This is a genomic window from Pseudomonas sp. NPDC096950 (genome assembly GCF_044762525.1).
Classification (GTDB): Bacteria; Pseudomonadota; Gammaproteobacteria; order Pseudomonadales; family Pseudomonadaceae; genus Aquipseudomonas.
Genome location: NZ_JBIWEL010000001.1, coordinates 93869 through 107146, shown reverse-complemented (window position 1 = coordinate 107146; position 13278 = coordinate 93869). Strand labels below are relative to the sequence as shown.

The following is a 13278-nucleotide window of genomic DNA, read 5'->3' as shown; positions in this document are numbered from 1 at the left end:
ACCACAGGAACCCAAAAATGACCCTGCCCCAAACCATGACCCTGATCGAAATCACCCAACCCGGCGGCCCCGAGGTCTTGCAACCTCGCGATGTGCCCATGCCCACGGTCGGCGCCGGTGAAGTGCTGATCCGCGTGCACGCCGCCGGGGTCAATCGCCCGGACGTGATTCAGCGCGCTGGCAAGTACCCGATGAAACCCGGCATGAGCCCGATTCCCGGCCTGGAAGTGGCCGGTGAAGTCGTGGCCATCGGCAAAGGCGTCAGTGAGTTTGTGCTGGGGGACAAGGTCTGCGCCCTGACCAACGGCGGCGGCTACGCGCAATATTGCGTCGCTCCGGCCAGCCAGACGCTGCCGATCCCCGACGGCATGGACTGGATTCAGGCCGCCGCGATCCCGGAAACCTTCTTCACGGTCTGGGCCAACCTGTTTGAAATGGGTGGCGCCAGCAAAGGCCAGCGCGCCTTGATTCACGGTGGCACCAGCGGCATCGGCACCACCGCGCTGATGCTGTGCCGCGAGTTCGGCGTCGAGGCCTTCGCCACCGCTGGCAGCGAAGAAAAGTGCGACGCGATTCGTAAACTCGGGGCCAAGGCGATCAACTACCGCGATCAGGATTTCGCCCAGGTCATCGCCGAGAAAACCGGCGGCAAAGGCGTCAACGTGATCCTCGACATCATGGGTGGCTCGTACTTCAACAACAACGTGGCCGCCCTGGCGATGGAAGGCCGATTGGTGATGCTCGGCTTCCTCGGCGGTGCCCACGCCGACGGTGTCGATCTGCTGGCGATCATGGCCAAGCGCGCGATCATTACCGGCTCACTGCTGCGCTCGCGCACTCGGGAAGAGAAAGCCGCCATCGCCCAGGGCTTGTACGAATATGTCTGGCCGGTGCTGTCGGCCGGGCGTTGCTTGCCGATGATCGACAAGGTCTACCCGTTCACCGACGCCGCGCAGGCCCATGCGCGGATGGAAGCCGGCGATCACATCGGCAAGATCGTGTTGCAGATGAACTGATCAGTAACCCTCGCCCGCCGCCTGGGAGCCACCGATGATCGCGATGCCGGAGCTGCTGCCCAACCGGGTCGCACCGGCCTCGATCATCGCCACGGCGGTCGGGTAATCCCGCACGCCGCCCGAGGCTTTCACGCCGACGTCGGCGCCCACGGTGCGGCGCATCAGGGCCACGTCTTCGACGGTGGCGCCGCTGCGGCTGAAACCGGTGGAAGTCTTGACGAACGCCACGTTCAGCTCACGGCAGATTTCGCAGGCCTTCACTTTTTCCGCATCGGTGAGCAGGCAGGTTTCCAGGATGACTTTCAGCGGCACGCTGCCGCAGGCCTGTTTGACCTGGGCGATGTCGTCCTGGACCTCGGCGAACAAACCGTCCTTCAGCCAACCGATGTTCAACACCATATCGATCTCACCCGCGCCAGCGGCAATCGCCCGCTCGGCTTCGAAAGCCTTGGTGTCGCTTAGCCCGGCACCCAGTGGGAAGCCAACTACCGCGCAGACCTTGACGCTGTGACCTGTCAGGCACTGCGCCGCATGGGGCACTTGCCCGGAATTCACGCACACCGAATAGAAGCCATGTTCCGCCGCTTCGCGGCACAGGGTGGCGATTTGTTCGCGGCTGGCGTCCGGCGCCAGCAAGGTGTGATCGATGTACTGCGCCAGTGCCTGGGGTGGGAGATGGGCCATCGCAAAAACTCCTGTTTGTATATTCAAATGCCCCTGCGCCACAATCGAGGATCATTTGCGCAAAAACGTTACAAAACTCACAATTAATGTTACTTAAATAACATCAACAATCAACCCCGGAATGCCTGTGGACAGTAAAAAAGCCGAGCGTCTCAAGCTGATTCAACAAGCCCTGCAAGACCAGAGCGCCATTCACCTGCGCGAAATGGCGGCGTTGCTGGACGTGTCTGAGATGACCCTGCGCCGCGACCTGAGCAAGTACACCGACCATCTGCGCCTGCTCGGCGGTTACATCACCAAGATCCACGACGGCAATGAACCCGGCGATTACCGTGTGGCCGAACAGGACACCCGGCACGTCGAGGAGAAACGTCGTATCGGCAAACTCGCCGCACGGTTTATCCAGCCCGGCGACACGGTGTTTTTCGACTGCGGCACCACCACGCCATTCGTGGTGGACTTCATCCCCGACGAGCTCGAGTTCACTGCCGTGTGCAACTCCCTCAACGTACTGCTCAAACTCTCGCAAAAACCCAATTGCCACATCGTGGTCTGCGGCGGCACGTTCCACCGCAAGAACCAGGTGTTCGAGAACACCACTGAAACCGGGATCCTCGATGGCGTGCGCCTGACCTGGGCCTTTGTGTCCGCCGCCGGGGTCAGCCAGGACTTCGGCGTGACCTGCTTCAACTTCAATGAAGTGGAGGTCAAGCAGAAGGTCCTGCGCCAAGCGCAACAGCGCTTGCTGCTGGCGGACCACAGCAAGTTCGACACCGTGCGCACCGCGCATTTCGCCGCCCTTGAGGATTTCCAGTACGTGGTCAGCGACAAGAAAATCCCCAAGGCCTATCGCGACGCCATCGCCGCCAGCGGCGCACAGTTGATTATCTGATCAGGGCCTGTTGCTCGCCCTTATTCAGATAACCGGTGGTGACCTTGAACGCCGCCGTCTCCCCCGCCGCCAACGCGCGCACATGGCCCTTTGCGGACTCGGCGCGATAGCCTTCCGGCTCGCAGGTGGCGGGCAAGATGAACGCTGCCACTTGCTGATCGGCGTTGTGCAGGATCCAGCGCGCTGCGTGGTCAAACTGGTCGGGGCGATAACGCGTGTAGAACGCCGCGCCGTCCGGATGACTCAGCAGGAAATGCGCATCGCCATTGGCATCGGCTCGCACGCCGTCGAAGAAAAACACGATCTCCGGGTCGTACAAATCCGGGCGATCCAGGCAGCGGAACTGTTCCGGCTCCAGCGCCAATTGCTCCATGTAACGGCTCCAGGCCGGCGTCGGTTTGACGTGGGCCGGCACGCTGCTGCGCAGGCGCACCCGTTCAAATCCCTGCGGCTCGACAAACCGCGCGCCCTCGACGTAGGCGTAATTCATGTGGGCCATGTACATCAGGTCCATGGGTTTGCCGGCCAGGTTGGTCACGGTCATGGCGATATCGAACAGCCCGGAATCGGCACGCAAGGTGACGCTCGGGCTAGCCAGATAACGGTCGCCAAAACCCTGGGCGTATTCGTACTCGCCGCCCAGGCGCAGGAAGGGTCCGGCGCTGTCTTCACCGACTTCCAGCCAGGCCCGATCCATCGCCGCGCAGGGCATTTCGCCGTGCAGCGGATGGTCGTCCTCGGGCGTCGGGCAACCGTTGCGCAACAGGCCGCTGTGGAACATGAAGCAGCCGTAGGTGCCGATCACTGTCGGGCTCGGTCGGGGTTGGCTGAACAGGTTGCTCATGGTCAGGTCGCAACCGTCGAACACGGCGTCCCAGATCATCTGGCCCTGATACGGTAGCACCACCAGTTTTCCACGGCTGTTGCTCATTTCCAGCGCCAGTACGCCGCTGGGATAAACGCTGGCGCTGACCCTGAATTGTTCTGACTCCAGCAATGTCTTTGGCGCTTCGCCAAACAGCGCCGGATAGAGGTTGATCCGCGTACTCATGAGGTCACCGCCGCACCTACGGGGGCCGTTTCGCTGGCGGAATGACGCAGGCAACGCACCGCGTAGGCGACGATCACGATGAAACACAGCAACGGCACGCTGTAGGCCAGTTGCATGTTGCCGCCGCTGTAATCGGACAGCAGGCCCTGGAAGATCGGAATTACCCCGCCACCGACGATGCTCATCACCAGCAGCGAACCGCCGACGCCGGTGTCTTCACCGAGGCCGTCGATGGTCAGGCCATAAATGGTCGGCCAGCACGGGCCGAGGAACACGCTCACACCGACCGCTGCATACACTGCGGTGATGTTCGGCACGAGGATGGTGTAGGCCAGCAACACAATGCACAGCACGCCATACACCGCCAGGACCTTGGCCGGGTGCAGTTTGCGCATCAGCACGTTGGCGATCATTTTGCCGATGAAATACATGGCGAAGGTCGTCAGCAAAAACCACGACGCGCTGCGCTCGTTCATCCCGCCCAATTGCATGGCCAGGCGAATGGTGAAACTCCACACGCCGACTTGCGCGCCGACATACAGGAACTGCGCCAGCACGCCGAAGGTGAAACGCTTGTTACCCCACAACCGCGACAGGCTCTGGCCGAGACTGGCGGTTTTCTTGTTGGCCGGTTGATTGCCTTTGCATTTCGGGAAGCGAGTGATGGCGATCAGGATGAACATCAGCACCAGTACCGCGATCATCCATTTGTACGGCAGCAAGGTGGACTGGATCATTTGCAGCTGCTGGATCGCCGCATCGGAAGCGCTCATTTGCGTGAGCTGCTCGCGGGTGGCGTCGGTGTCCTTGAACATCACGAAACTGCCGACATACACCCCGGCCATCGCACCGAACGGGTGGAAGGTCTGGGAGATGTTCAGGCGACGGGTGCCGGTTTCACGCGGGCCCATCAGCGTCGAGTAGGTGTTGCACGCGGTTTCGAGGAACGACAGACCTGCCGCGATCACGAACAGCGCCAGCAGGAACATGCCGTACTTGGCGGTGGACGCCGCCGGGAAGAACAGCAGGCAACCGAGCATGTAGAGCATCAGGCCGATGAGGATGGTGGTCTTGTAACTGAAACGCCGGACCACCAATGCCGCCGGGATCGCCACGAAGAAGTAGCCGAGGTAAAACGCCGACTGCACAAATGCAGTCTGGAAATCGCTGAGCAGAAAGGCTTTCTTGAAATGCGCGATGAGCACGTCGTTCATGCTCGCGGCCGCCGCCCACAGCGCGAAAATGCTGCACAGCAAGATGAAGGCGAACCAGGGCGTGCGGTTCAGGTAGAAACCATCGGGCGTCTGTTGGAGCGGAGGCTTTGTCATTGTTGTTCTCCGGGTAGGTTGTGAGGGGTGAATCAGTTCGACTTCAGGCGTCGAATTGGCGCTGGAATTCGGCGAACGCAGTGGCATCCGGGTAGGAGGTCTGGGTGCCGAGGCCGGTGACCGAGCAGGCGGAATAGGCCACCGCTTGGAGCATGGCGGCGCGGATATCGCGGTCGCGGCTCCAGTGCTGGATGAAGCAACCGATGAAGGCATCGCCGGCGCCGGTGGTGTCGCGGGCCGCGACTCGCAGGCCGGGAATCTGGAACTCGCCCTCCTCGCCGACGTACAGCGCGCCTTGCTGGCCGAGGGTCACGATCACATGGCGAATGCCGCTGGCGACCAGGGTTTTCGCGGCTTTCAGTGCTGACTCTGGCGAGTCCACGGTCTGGCCGCTGATCAACGCGAGTTCGGATTCGTTCGGTACCAGGAAATCCAGTTGCGCCAGGTGCTCGCGACTCAGGCCGGCCAAGGCTGGCGCCGGGTTGAGCAACACCGGGATGTTGTGTTTGCGACCGAAGGCGATGGCGTGGTAGACGGTTTCCACATTGATTTCGAGTTGCAACACGATCAGGGAACACTCGCGCAGCGCTGGCGCGGCGGCGTCGATGTCCGCCGGGGCCAGATGGGCGTTGGCGCCTTTGACGATGAGGATGCTGTTGTGGGAATCGGCCTGGACGAAGATTGGCGCCACCCCGCTGGATACGCCAGGCACGCGCTGCACGTAGCGAGTGTCGATGCCGAAGCGCTGGAAATTGGCCAAGGTATTGTCTGCAAACATGTCATCGCCAACCTTGGTCAGCATCAGCACATCCGCCCCGAGCTTGGCCGCGGCCACTGCCTGGTTGGCGCCCTTGCCGCCGCAACCGAGGGCAAACCCCGGCGCTTCCAGCGTCTCGCCCTGGGCCGGCATGCGGTCGATGTAGGTGATCAGATCCACCATATTGCTGCCGATGACTGCGATCTTGCTCATTGCTATCCCACCTTGTGACGGCTTGCCGGACTGGTGTCGGCGTTGTTGTTTTGTTATTTAAATAACACTTGATGTGATTATTCAATCTTTTTTATTGGGTAGGTGGACAGGCAAAGACGAGCGGCTTTGCGCAAATCCTGTGTGGACTGTTGCGAACATCGATCGGTTGAACGACACAGAACCACTGTGGGAGCGAGCCTGCTCGCGAAAGCGGAATGTCAGGCGACATCGATGCAGGATGGGCCGCCGTCTTCGCGAGCAGGCTCGCTCCCACAGGGTGATCGGGGTTGTGAATCACACCGTGCAACACACGGCTGTCGAAATAATTCCCCTCCCTGGCGTGCATCTGTTAAAACCCGTGCTTTCCCCTGTTCGACTGGACCGCTGCATGTTTTCTACCCTCATGAGCCGCTTGAGCCGGCGCTGGTTGCCGTTGCTGTGCATGGCGCTGTTGATCGTCGGTCTGCCGGTGGGTTGCGGGGTGCTCAAGTACAAAGAGCGCGAGTTGCTGTTTCGTATCGAGCCGGGCACGGCGGGCTGGTATCACGGCTTGCCCCGGGACGTTCAGGAGTTCGACATCAAGCCTGCCAGCTTCAAGGGCGGTCAAAACCTGCATGCCTGGTGGTGGCCGGCCGCGCGCCGGGATGCGCCGTCGATTCTTTACCTGCATGGCGTGCGCTGGAACCTCACCGGCCAGGCATTCCGCATCGAGCAATTGCGTGCCATGGGCTATTCGGTGCTGGCCATCGACTATCGCGGGTTTGGCCAAAGCAAAGGGGATTTGCCGTCGGAAGCCAGCGTTTACGAAGACGCCCGCGTCGCCTGGGAGCGTTTCACGTCGATGCAACCGGACCCGAATAAACGCCTGATCTACGGACACTCATTGGGTGGCGCAGTGGCCATCGACCTCGCGGCCGACCTGGCAACCCAGGCGAAAAAAGACCACGTCCCCGTGCCGGTGCGCGGCTTGGTAATCGAATCCACCTTCACCACGCTGGGGGATGCCGTCGCACAAGTGGCCGACAGCAACCTGCCGGTGAAATCCCTGCCGGTGCGCTGGCTGCTGTCGCAGAAATTCGATTCCATCGACAAGATCACCGACATCGACATGCCATTGCTGGTGGTCCACGGGCTGGCCGATACGTTCATGCCGTCGCGCTTCAGCCAGCAGTTGTTCAATGCCGCCAACGAACCCAAGCGCCTGTTGCTGATTCCCGGTGGCACCCACAACAACAGCATGAGCCTGGGCGGCAGTCAGTATCGCCAGGCCATCGAAAATCTGATGAAAGCCAAGCCTGCCCAGGTTGCCGCGGTGAATCGAAGTTCGCCAGAGACGTAAGGCCTAGCGGTAACCCCGGGCCTGCAAATCGAACAACTGCGCATAACGCCCACCCGCCTCCACCAGTCTGTCGTGATCGCCGCGCTCCAGAATCGTCCCTTGATCCAGCACGATGATGTGGTCGGCGTTGCGCACACTGGAAAACCGGTGGGAGATCAGCAAGGTCATACGGCCCTGGGTGTGCTCGCTGAAATGCTCGAACACCGCCGCTTCCGCCGCCGGGTCGAGGGCTGAAGTCGGTTCGTCGAGAATCAGGATGTCGGCGTCGCGGCGCATATAGGCCCGGGACAAGGCAATCTTTTGCCATTGCCCGCCGGACAACTCCTGGCCACCAGCAAACCAGCGCCCCAGTTGCGTGGCATAACCGCGATCCAACCCTTCGATAAACGGCGCGGCCATGCCTTCGGCGGCGGCGGCTTTCCAGCGTTGTTCATCGTCGAAGGCCAGGGTATCGCCGACGCCGATGTTCTCGCCCACGGAGAACTGGTAGCGAATGTAGTCCTGGAAAATCACGCCGATGCGCCGCCGCAGCGCATCTTCTTCCCAGGTATTCAGATCGCTGCCATCCAGCAGAATCCGGCCCTGATCGGGGCGATAGAGCCGGGTCAGTAACTTGATCAACGTAGTCTTGCCCGAGCCGTTCTCCCCCACCAGCGCCACACTGCGACCGGGCACCAGGTGCAGGTCGATGCCTTCCAGCGCCGCACGACTGGCCCCCGGATAACGAAACCCGACGTTCTCGAACCGCAGACCATCGCCGGGCAGTGCGCCCTCGGTCAGGTTGCCGTTATCGCTCACCACCGGCTCGGCCAGATATTCGTAAAGGGCCGACAGGTACAGACCGTCTTCGTAGAGACCGCTGATCGCACTGAGGCTGCTGCTGACGGCGGTTTGTCCCTGCTTGAACAGCACCAGGTACATGGTCATCTGACCGAGGCTGATATTGCCGTGAACTGTGTCCACCACCACCCACGCATACGCCAGATAAAACGCCCCGGTGCCCAGCAGACCGAGCACAAAACCCCAGCCATCCCGGCGCAGGGTCAGGCGCCGATCTTCGGCGTAGAGCCGGGCAAATGTCTCGCGATACCGCTTCAACAACAACGGCGCAAAGCCGAACAGCTTGACCTCCTTGATGTAGCCCTCGTGGGACAGCAGCGTCTCGATGTAACTCTGCTGCCGACTCTCCGGCGCCCGCCGGGTGAACAGCCGAAACGCATCCCCTGAAAAATGCGCCTCGGCAAAAAACACCGGCAACGCACCGACTACCAGCAACACCAGCGCCCACGGGGAAAAATGCACCAGCAGCACGCCGAAACTGATCAGCACAATCAGGTTCTGAATCAGCCCCAACGACTTCATCACCAACGCCAACGGCCGGGTCGAAGCCTCGCGCCGCACCCGCACCAACTTGTCGTAGAACTCCGAATTCTCGAACTGCACCAACGACAACGTCTGGGCCTTCTCCAGAATCATCGTGTTGACCTTCTGCCCCAACTGCACCCGCAACAACGACTGCTGAACCGACAATGCCCGTTGCGTCCCGGACAACAACGCCAACACCCCCGCCTCGAACAACACATAACGCACCACCGGCCACAACGGCGCACTGCCCTGCTGCGTGTGCAACTGCATGGCGGTGACCACCGCGTCGACGATGCGCTGGCCGATCCAGGCAGCCAGCGCCGGGAGGACACCGGCGATCAGGGTGGCCAGGACCAGGCCGAGAAATAATCCGCGGGAGGTGCCCCAGACCAGTAGCAAGGCGCGTCTTGCCTGGTCGAGTAGTGAGGCGAAACGATTGACTGCCAGACTCATTCGGCACGCTCCGTCGACGGCCTGGAAGACTCCCCTTGAAACCGCGCCCGATACCGCCCCGGACTCTCCCCCGTCCATTTCTTGAACGCCCGGTGAAACGCACTCGCCTCCTGAAACCCTAACTGCTCGGCAATATCCCCCACACTCGCCTTGCCATGCCGCAACTGCTCAAACGCCACCCCACGGCGCACTTCGTCCTTGATCTCCTGATACGAGCAGCCCTCGCGCTCCAGTTTGCGGCGGAAGGTGCTGGGGCTCAGGTGTTGTTCGAGGGCGAAGGCTTGCAAGGTGGGCCATTGGCTGTAATGGCTGTTGCGCAGGCGTTGGTGAACCTGGGACGCGAGACCGTGTTGGTTGCGGAAGCGGATCACCAGCCATTGCGGTGCAGTGCGTAAAAACACTTTTAACGATGCCAGGTCCTGAACGACGGGCAGGCGCAGGTAATGGCTGGCGAATTCGATTTCGGTGCGTTCGGTGCCGAAGGTCAGGTTGGGGCCCCAGAGCAGCCGGTCGTCGCTCAGGGAAACGCGCCCGTGGCGAAAATCCGCGCGGTCGATGGGGATGCGCCGTCCGCCGAGCCAGCACAGCAGGCTGATCATCAGCACCAGAAAGGTTTCTTCGCCCAGGCGACTGACGTCGTTGTCGGTCGAACGGTTTTGCAGGCTGATGACTGCGCGCTTGCCGCGCACGGTCAGCGTGCCGCGAAAGTCGTGGAGGAACAGGGCGAAGTTGGCCAGGCATTGGCGCATGGCTTTGTGCAGGTCGGGTTCCTGGATCAGCGCGCGGCAGATCAGGGCGAAACTGCCCGGTGGCATGCCGTGGCTGTCGAGGCCGAAGAACTCGTCGTCGAGTTCGCGAATCTGCAGCAGCCACAACGCAGCAAAAGCATTGGCCGGCACCCGGGCCGTGGGCTGATCGAGCAACGCCGGGGCGATATTGGCCTGTTCCAGCACGGCCGCCAGGCGCTGAGGATTGTCCTCCAGCCGATGGATCATCGCCCGCACGAAGTAGGCTGCCACTGAATCCTTTTCCCGCATGTGAACGCTTTTCTCCCCATCGCCCGAATGGCAAAAAACACCACTGCCGTTGAACAGTTGCGGCATAGGACAAGCGCCCTGCCGGCTCTAGACTCGCGCCATAGTACGCCTTCGGCCGTTATGGCGGCCAAGGTATCGAAGGTTTGATCGCAAGGATTTCAAGCATGAATCTGCAACACATCGGCGTGATTGGCGCGGGCACCATGGGCAACGGGATTGCGCAGGTCTGCGCGGTGGCCGGCTTCGACGTGACCTTGATCGATATCAGCGAAAGCGCCCTGCAAAAGGCTGTCGCGACCGTTGGCAAAAACCTGGATCGGCAGATTGCCAAAGCGACCTTGACCGAAGAGCAAAAGCTCGCCGCCCTCGACAAAATCCGCACCAGCACCGACTACGGCAGCCTGCAAAACGTGCAACTGGTGATCGAAGCCGCCACGGAAAACCTCGACCTGAAACTGCGGGTGCTGCAACAGATTGCCGCGCAGGTCAGTACCGAATGCGTGATTGCGTCCAACACCTCATCGCTGTCGATTACCCAACTCGCTGCCAGCGTCAGCCAGCCCGAGCGTTTCATCGGCCTGCACTTCTTCAACCCGGTGCCGGTGATGGGGCTGATCGAAGTGATTCGCGGCCTGCAAACCAGCGACGCGACCCACGCCCTGGCGCTGGACATGGCCACCACACTGGGTAAAACCGCGATCACCGCCGGCAACCGCCCGGGCTTTGTGGTGAACCGGATTCTGGTGCCGATGATCAACGAAGCGATCCTGGTGCTTCAGGAAGGCCTGGCCACGGCGGACGACATCGACGCCGGCATGCGCCTGGGTTGCAACCAGCCGATCGGCCCGTTGGCGTTGGCCGACCTGATTGGCCTGGACACCGTGCTGGCGATTCTCGAAGCGTTTTACGACGGCTTCAACGACAGTAAATATCGCCCGGCGCCGCTGCTCAAGGAAATGGTCGCCGCCGGTTACCTGGGACGCAAAACGGGGCGCGGCTTCCATGCCTATGCCTGAGCGTTGTTCGCGCTTCGCCGAGTACCGGGACAAAGTGCTGGAGCTGTTCGCCAGCAAGGGTTTCGGCCAGGTCGGCATGCGCGAACTCGCCACCTGCCTGGGGCTGGCCCCGGGCTCGTTGTATCACCATTACCCGAGCAAGCAGCACTTGCTGGCGGACTTGATTGAAGAGTTCTACGAAGAGCTGCTGGCCACACTTGGGCGCATCGAGAAAAAGACCAGGCGCGACATGCTGCCGAGACTGATTCACGCGCACCTGAATCTGCATCGGGAAATGCCTTGGCATTTTCGTCTGGCCGAGCGGGACAGCGGTTGCCTGAATGACGATCAGCAGGCGCGGGTCCGGCAATTGCGCGAGCAATACGAACGCACGCTGTTGCAGATGCTCGGCAGTAAATCCCGGTTCAATGAACCGGCGCAGTTGGCCGTCGCTCACGCGATTGCCAACTTGCTCAACAGCGCGCCCGGTTGGCTGATGCAGCATCCATTGGCGGACGCCGAGCGGGATGAATTGCTGGAAAACCTGGTGAGTGGCGCCGTCGAGCGTTTGCTGCGTCCCTTGACCCCGCGAGCAGTGGCCTGAAGCCTGGACGTTCACCCCTTTAACAAGGCCGCTCAGCAGTTGAAGGTCTGCATTGGCGATGAACCCGTCATCGTCGATTGATCGGGCAATAAGCCGCGACTTATCTATAGAAAAAACGTCTGAATAAACCCGGCAAGAGTTGCCCTCTAACGCTTTGCTATTTGAGGTCAAACCCCATTGAAGCTGGCGGCCGTCGTGGCCTCCAGCCAGACTCGGTTACCGGGAGTACAACATGAAAATCAATCCCTACCTGATCTTCAACGGCGACTGCAAAGCCGCGTTCACTTATTACGCCAAGGCCCTGCCCGGCACCATCGACGCCATGATGACCTTCGGCGAAACCCCGGCCAAGGATCACGTACAGGCGGACTATCACAACCTGATCATCCACACTCGCCTGTCGGTGGGCGACCAGGCGATCATGGGCTCGGACACCACACCCGACCGCCCGACCGATGACATGAGCGGCTGCTCGATTTCGCTGAATGTCGACAGCATCGCCGAAGCCGAGCGTGTCTTCGCCGCACTGGCGGACGGCGGCACCGTGCAAATGCCGCTGGAAGCGACGTTCTGGGCGGCACGGTTTGGAATGTTGGTGGATCGGTTTGGCGTGGCGTGGATGGTGAATTGCGAGAAGGATCAATAAGCACTATTTGCTTCAGGCACAAAAAAGCCCAGCCTTGAAGGGTTGGGCTCTCTGGTAAGTCCCTTTTCGTCTGCTACCTTCAACACGCCGCTCCGCATCGCGTCAACGGAGGTTGAATGAATCATCTGCTGATCGCACTGATCGTGTTCACCTGCCTGTTCGGCAGCGCACTGGTGGGCTCGTATGTGCGGCAGCGCTTGCCCTCGCATCACCTGAGCGATGACTCCGTCGCTGTCCTGAAACTCGCCACCGGCCTGATCGCGACCATGTCGGCGCTGGTGCTGGGCTTGCTGGTTTCTTCGGCCAAAGGCACGTTCGAAACCACCAACACCCAACTGGAAAGCGCGGCGGCCAAGGTCGTCGAGTTCGATCGTGTGCTGGCACGCTATGGCCCGGACACCCAGCCAATCCGCACGCAACTCAAACACAATTACGCCGAAATCGTGCAAGTCCTCGCCTCGCGGGAGCCGTCCCGCCTCGCCTTGCTCGACAGCCCCGAAGCCATCAACCGTTCCGAAGCGCTGCAACAACAAGTCGCCGCGCTGTCCCCCGCCACCGACACCCAACGCACCCTCAAGGCCTCGGCGATCCAAACGATGGACGCCGTATTCGCCGCCCGCTGGCTGACCATGCTGCAGGCTAACCAATCGATCCCGCCGGTGATGCTGGTAATCCTCATCACCTGGCTGTCGATCATCTTCGGCTCGTTCGGCTTGTTCGCCCCGCGCAATGGCACGATTGTGGTGGTGTTGATGCTCTGCGCCGCGTCGACGGCGGCGACGATCTTGCTGGTTGAGGAATTGAATCGACCGCTGGACGGGTTGATCAGTGTGTCGCTGGAGCCGATGGTGCATACGATGGAGCGGTTAGGGCAGTGAGGATGACCAAGTTGGACACC

13 protein-coding genes are annotated in these 13278 nt (G+C 61.2%); 7 read left to right on the top strand and 6 right to left on the bottom strand.

Features of this window, described 5'->3' with window-relative positions; translation table 11 throughout:
• Positions 1 to 17: 17 nt before the first annotated feature.
• Positions 18 to 1016, top strand: a complete 999-nt coding sequence (locus ACIQY3_RS00610; protein ID WP_403016215.1) for an NAD(P)H-quinone oxidoreductase — start codon at positions 18 to 20, stop codon at positions 1014 to 1016.
• On the opposite strand, the gene deoC is transcribed toward ACIQY3_RS00610, so the two are convergent.
• Positions 1017 to 1700 (bottom strand): deoxyribose-phosphate aldolase, encoded by a 684-nt coding sequence (gene deoC, locus ACIQY3_RS00605; RefSeq protein WP_403016213.1) that lies wholly within the window; start codon positions 1698 to 1700, stop codon positions 1017 to 1019.
• A gap of 121 nt (positions 1701 to 1821) precedes the next feature.
• On the opposite strand from deoC, the gene deoR reads away from it, so the two are divergent.
• Positions 1822 to 2592, top strand: coding sequence for a DNA-binding transcriptional repressor DeoR (gene deoR, locus ACIQY3_RS00600; protein WP_177331441.1), 771 nt, complete (start codon positions 1822 to 1824; stop codon positions 2590 to 2592).
• Here the strand turns inward: deoR and ACIQY3_RS00595 are convergent.
• Genes ACIQY3_RS00595 through rbsK form a run of 3 tightly spaced genes read right to left on the bottom strand, consistent with a single transcriptional unit; the run spans position 2585 to position 5941 of the window.
• Positions 2585 to 3643 (bottom strand): aldose 1-epimerase family protein, encoded by a 1059-nt coding sequence (locus tag ACIQY3_RS00595; RefSeq protein WP_403016210.1) that lies wholly within the window; start codon positions 3641 to 3643, stop codon positions 2585 to 2587. The two genes, deoR and ACIQY3_RS00595, sit on opposite strands and share 8 nt — an antisense overlap.
• Positions 3640 to 4971, bottom strand: coding sequence for an L-fucose:H+ symporter permease (gene fucP, locus ACIQY3_RS00590; protein ID WP_403016208.1), 1332 nt, complete (start codon positions 4969 to 4971; stop codon positions 3640 to 3642). The genes ACIQY3_RS00595 and fucP overlap by 4 nt, the downstream gene beginning before the upstream one ends.
• Positions 4972 to 5014: 43 nt before the next feature.
• A complete protein-coding gene (rbsK, locus tag ACIQY3_RS00585) occupies positions 5015 to 5941 on the bottom strand; it encodes a ribokinase (RefSeq protein ID WP_403016206.1) in 927 nt (308 codons plus the stop codon).
• A 388-nt stretch (positions 5942 to 6329) separates the two neighbouring features.
• Between rbsK and ACIQY3_RS00580 the strand changes: the two genes are divergently transcribed.
• Positions 6330 to 7280 (top strand): alpha/beta hydrolase, encoded by a 951-nt coding sequence (locus ACIQY3_RS00580; RefSeq protein ID WP_403016204.1) that lies wholly within the window; start codon positions 6330 to 6332, stop codon positions 7278 to 7280.
• Between the two features lie 3 nt (positions 7281 to 7283).
• On the opposite strand, the gene ACIQY3_RS00575 is transcribed toward ACIQY3_RS00580, so the two are convergent.
• Together ACIQY3_RS00575 and ACIQY3_RS00570 are read right to left on the bottom strand one after the other, a co-directional pair.
• Complete coding sequence (locus tag ACIQY3_RS00575) at positions 7284 to 9098, bottom strand: ABC transporter ATP-binding protein (RefSeq protein WP_403016202.1); 1815 nt, start codon at positions 9096 to 9098, stop codon at positions 7284 to 7286.
• Positions 9095 to 10135: an AraC family transcriptional regulator gene (locus ACIQY3_RS00570; RefSeq protein ID WP_403017611.1), complete on the bottom strand. Its 1041-nt coding sequence runs from the start codon at positions 10133 to 10135 to the stop codon at positions 9095 to 9097. The genes ACIQY3_RS00575 and ACIQY3_RS00570 overlap by 4 nt, the downstream gene beginning before the upstream one ends.
• Positions 10136 to 10299: 164 nt before the next feature.
• Between ACIQY3_RS00570 and ACIQY3_RS00565 the strand changes: the two genes are divergently transcribed.
• The 4 genes from ACIQY3_RS00565 (at position 10300) to ACIQY3_RS00550 (ending at position 13258) form a co-directional block, all read left to right on the top strand.
• On the top strand, positions 10300 to 11151 hold the full coding sequence (locus ACIQY3_RS00565; protein WP_403016200.1) for a 3-hydroxybutyryl-CoA dehydrogenase: 852 nt from the start codon (positions 10300 to 10302) through the stop codon (positions 11149 to 11151).
• Positions 11138 to 11734: a TetR/AcrR family transcriptional regulator gene (locus ACIQY3_RS00560; RefSeq protein ID WP_403016198.1), complete on the top strand. Its 597-nt coding sequence runs from the start codon at positions 11138 to 11140 to the stop codon at positions 11732 to 11734. Before ACIQY3_RS00565 ends, ACIQY3_RS00560 begins: the two co-directional genes overlap by 14 nt.
• A 232-nt stretch (positions 11735 to 11966) precedes the next feature.
• Entirely contained in the window at positions 11967 to 12380 is a 414-nt protein-coding gene (locus tag ACIQY3_RS00555; RefSeq protein ID WP_163909400.1) for a VOC family protein, read from the top strand.
• 116 nt (positions 12381 to 12496) lie between these two features.
• Positions 12497 to 13258 carry a hypothetical protein gene (locus ACIQY3_RS00550; RefSeq protein ID WP_403016195.1) on the top strand — a complete coding sequence of 254 codons (762 nt, stop codon included), beginning with the start codon at positions 12497 to 12499 and terminating at the stop codon, positions 13256 to 13258.
• The last annotated feature ends 20 nt before the right edge of the window (positions 13259 to 13278 follow it).

What these genes read in the sequence shown, in the direction of transcription:
- deoR (WP_177331441.1), top strand. Translation starts at nt 1,822, where the DNA reads ATGCCTGTGGACAGTAAAAAAGCCGAGCGTCTCAAGCTGATTCAACAA.
- fucP (WP_403016208.1), bottom strand. Translation starts at nt 4,971, where the DNA reads ATGACAAAGCCTCCGCTCCAACAGACGCCCGATGGTTTCTACCTGAAC.
- ACIQY3_RS00575 (WP_403016202.1), bottom strand. Translation starts at nt 9,098, where the DNA reads ATGAGTCTGGCAGTCAATCGTTTCGCCTCACTACTCGACCAGGCAAGA.
- ACIQY3_RS00580 (WP_403016204.1), top strand. Translation starts at nt 6,330, where the DNA reads ATGTTTTCTACCCTCATGAGCCGCTTGAGCCGGCGCTGGTTGCCGTTG.
- ACIQY3_RS00595 (WP_403016210.1), bottom strand. Translation starts at nt 3,643, where the DNA reads ATGAGTACGCGGATCAACCTCTATCCGGCGCTGTTTGGCGAAGCGCCA.
- deoC (WP_403016213.1), bottom strand. Translation starts at nt 1,700, where the DNA reads ATGGCCCATCTCCCACCCCAGGCACTGGCGCAGTACATCGATCACACC.
- ACIQY3_RS00565 (WP_403016200.1), top strand. Translation starts at nt 10,300, where the DNA reads ATGAATCTGCAACACATCGGCGTGATTGGCGCGGGCACCATGGGCAAC.
- ACIQY3_RS00560 (WP_403016198.1), top strand. Translation starts at nt 11,138, where the DNA reads ATGCCTATGCCTGAGCGTTGTTCGCGCTTCGCCGAGTACCGGGACAAA.
- ACIQY3_RS00555 (WP_163909400.1), top strand. Translation starts at nt 11,967, where the DNA reads ATGAAAATCAATCCCTACCTGATCTTCAACGGCGACTGCAAAGCCGCG.
- rbsK (WP_403016206.1), bottom strand. Translation starts at nt 5,941, where the DNA reads ATGAGCAAGATCGCAGTCATCGGCAGCAATATGGTGGATCTGATCACC.
- ACIQY3_RS00550 (WP_403016195.1), top strand. Translation starts at nt 12,497, where the DNA reads ATGAATCATCTGCTGATCGCACTGATCGTGTTCACCTGCCTGTTCGGC.
- ACIQY3_RS00610 (WP_403016215.1), top strand. Translation starts at nt 18, where the DNA reads ATGACCCTGCCCCAAACCATGACCCTGATCGAAATCACCCAACCCGGC.
- ACIQY3_RS00570 (WP_403017611.1), bottom strand. Translation starts at nt 10,135, where the DNA reads ATGCGGGAAAAGGATTCAGTGGCAGCCTACTTCGTGCGGGCGATGATC.